Genomic DNA, 2,533 nt, shown 5'->3' with positions numbered 1-2,533 from the left:
GGCCAACACGCTGGTCGTCGCCAATGGCCGTATCGCTTCGCCGCGCGGCGACGGCCCCGATGTCTCCGTCGCCGAACTGCTCAAGTGCGTCGGCCGCGACCACATCGAAGCCACCGGCGACACCATGCCGGCCAATTCGACGCCAGATGATCGCTACAAGAACTACACCACCATCGCCATGTCGGTGCCGCACACCGAGGGCGACTATTCCCGCCACTCCTGGTGCGCGCATTTCATCGAAGTGCGCGTCGACGAGGATTTCGGCACGGTGCGTGTATCGCGTGTGGTGTCGGCGCTGGATTCGGGCCGGCTCTACAACCCGAAACTTGCCGAAAGCCAATGGAAGGGCGGCATCATCATGGGCATCGGCCAGGCGCTATTGGAAGAAGGCATCGTCGACCGCCGCCACGGCCGCATCGTCAATGACAACCTCGCCGACTACCTCGTGCCGACCAATGCCGACATCCCCGACATCGAGGTGATCTCGGTCGGCATCCCCGACCTGCATTCCTCGGTGCTCGGCGGCAAGGGCGTTGGCGAACTGGCCATTGTCGGCGTGGCGCCGGCGATTGCCAACGCGGTATTCCATGCGACGGGAAAGAGGATCAGGGATCTGCCGATCACGCTGGAGAAGCTGATTTAAGGGCGGTGGCCGATCTACCCCTTGAGGGTCCCCTTGTGGGGAGGCCAGGCCGCAGCTTCGGGCGGTGGTGCTCCCTCCACACTTTCACCTTCAGCACTCGCGCAACCATCAAGGGGTAAGACCATGAGCGACATCCATTTTGGCACCGGCAAAATGCCCCCTGAAAACATTACCCCCCTCAGCATCGCCGACTGGCTGTGCCTTGCCGCGGCCATAGCCGAAACCGAGGCCCGCCACGCGATCCGAAAACCGCTGACCCGGACGACGAGCCGTGACTTCCTTATGCAGGTTTTCTGCTCCGTTGCTGCTCAAAGCCCAAATCGGCAAGACCGCGCTCCACCAAGCCCTCAAAGCCGAAAAATTAGCCACATCCACCGTCAAACCGAAATGGGTTCTTCTGGTGACGCCATGGCTAACCAGTTAACCCGACGCTACCCATCGAGGGTGCTATCATATTGATCTCGGTCAACGGACGGCGGGTATGCGACGCGCGGCCACAGGAGCGGCCGCGCATGACAGGATTATCCGCTTAAGCCGCGGTTTCGGCGCCGGCCTCGCTTTGCGCGGCATAGTGCGCAAATGTCGCCTTGAAGCGGCCGTTGACGTATTCGCCCGACGTGATCGGAGGGTACTTCGCAGGATGATCCTCATCAATGCAACTGGGAAGCACCTCGATCACGGCATCATAGTTTGGACCGAAGAAGAACGGGATCGAATAGCGTTCTTTGCCGGAACGATTCACCGCGCGGTGGACGGTCGAGGCGAAAAGGTCATTGGTCCAACGCGCCATCTGATCTCCCACATTGACGACGAAGCAGCCGGGGACGGGATCGGCCGCAATCCACTCGCCAGTTGCATTCAGTACCTGCAAGGCTGAAATACCATCCTTCTGGGCCAGGATCGTGAAGCACTCATAGTCCGAATGCGCCCCAATTCCGATCTGGCGGTCATCGATCTCGCCAAACTGCGGTGGATAGTGGAGCACCCGCAAAGTTGCGAGCGGCTTGCCGACCAGCAGGTCGAAATATGTCTCCTCCAACCCAAGAGCCAGAGCAAAGGCATGGAGCAGGTGGCCACTCAGCGTCAGCATCTCGGCATGGTAGGCTTCCAGTGCCGTTCGGAATTCCGGCCTGCCCGCTGGCCACTGGTTGGGACCGTAGAGTACTTTGCCGGCCTTCACGTCCGGATCGTCGGCTGGCACATCCAGCGCAATATCATACGATTCGTGCAGGTCTCCGCGCGCGGTCGGATCCGTATTCTCTTCCAATATTGCCGCATAACCGCGATTATTCTTTGAATTGGAAACGTGATTCTCCATCTTCACGTCGTCGGATTCGGCGAAATACACCTCCGCCACCCCAAACGCGGCATCGATGACCTCCTTCGGAACGTGATGGTTCTTGATATAGAGGAAGCCGACTTCCGTGCAGGCCTTGCGCAGTTCCTGGGCGAGCTTTCGCTTGGCCGCCTCGTTGCCTGCGAACATGGGCTCGAGATCGATGATCGGGATCTTGTCGAAGCTGACACGCTGCGGGTCGAGCCCTCCCCCTTTCATTGCACGCGCGCCATTACCGGTTTCAAGGACCTTCATTTTTCTGTTCCCTTTTCTTGCTGGCTTGCATCGAAGATTGTTTCGACGTAGTAGCGCGGCCCCGTGAAAACGAAGCCGGGCGAGAAGTAGCGGCCGCAGACATCCATGAACGCGGTCATCTTACGCGATGGGGCGTGCGGGCGCGATATGCGGATGCTGACCCGCTTTTCCGCGGACTCCCATGTGTCGAGCAACGGAATGAGGTGGCCGCGTTCACACTCGATCGTGGTGAAGAAGTGCGGTAGATAGGCAATGCCCTCGCCCGCAACGGCGAAGTACTTGATAGTCCAGTATTCGTT

The 2,533-nt window shown here is 59.7% G+C and carries 3 protein-coding genes and 1 pseudogene; 2 read left to right on the top strand and 2 right to left on the bottom strand.

Going from position 1 to position 2,533, the window contains the following annotated elements:
• Together EN969_RS26370 and EN969_RS26365 are read left to right on the top strand one after the other, a co-directional pair.
• The coding region (locus EN969_RS26370; protein WP_164758501.1) for a molybdopterin cofactor-binding domain-containing protein at window positions 1-643 on the top strand (643 nt) is incomplete at its 5' end.
• A gap of 123 nt (window positions 644-766) precedes the next feature.
• On the top strand, window positions 767-1,102 hold the full coding sequence (locus EN969_RS26365) for a hypothetical protein (RefSeq protein ID WP_127224178.1): 336 nt from the start codon (window positions 767-769) through the stop codon (window positions 1,100-1,102).
• Between the two features lie 70 nt (window positions 1,103-1,172).
• Here the strand turns inward: EN969_RS26365 and EN969_RS26360 are convergent, their stop codons facing one another.
• Together EN969_RS26360 and EN969_RS26355 are read right to left on the bottom strand one after the other, a co-directional pair.
• Entirely contained in the window at window positions 1,173-2,234 is a 1,062-nt protein-coding gene (locus EN969_RS26360) for a 2-oxoglutarate and iron-dependent oxygenase domain-containing protein (RefSeq protein WP_063168589.1), read from the bottom strand.
• Window positions 2,231-2,533: pseudogene (locus EN969_RS26355) on the bottom strand (hypothetical protein); the annotation flags it as partial. The pseudogene EN969_RS26355 and the gene EN969_RS26360, both read right to left, overlap by 4 nt.

This window comes from Mesorhizobium sp. M7A.F.Ca.CA.003.01.2.1 (assembly GCF_003998945.1).
GTDB lineage: Bacteria > Pseudomonadota > Alphaproteobacteria > Rhizobiales > Rhizobiaceae > Mesorhizobium > Mesorhizobium ciceri.
Note: the sequence above shows the minus strand (reverse complement) of the source record. Positions and strands in the feature narration are given on the sequence as shown.

Coding starts and splice junctions, on each gene's coding strand:
- EN969_RS26360 (WP_063168589.1), bottom strand. CDS start 2,234: ATGAAGGTCCTTGAAACCGGTAATGGCGCGCGTGCAATGAAAGGGGGA.
- EN969_RS26365 (WP_127224178.1), top strand. CDS start 767: ATGAGCGACATCCATTTTGGCACCGGCAAAATGCCCCCTGAAAACATT.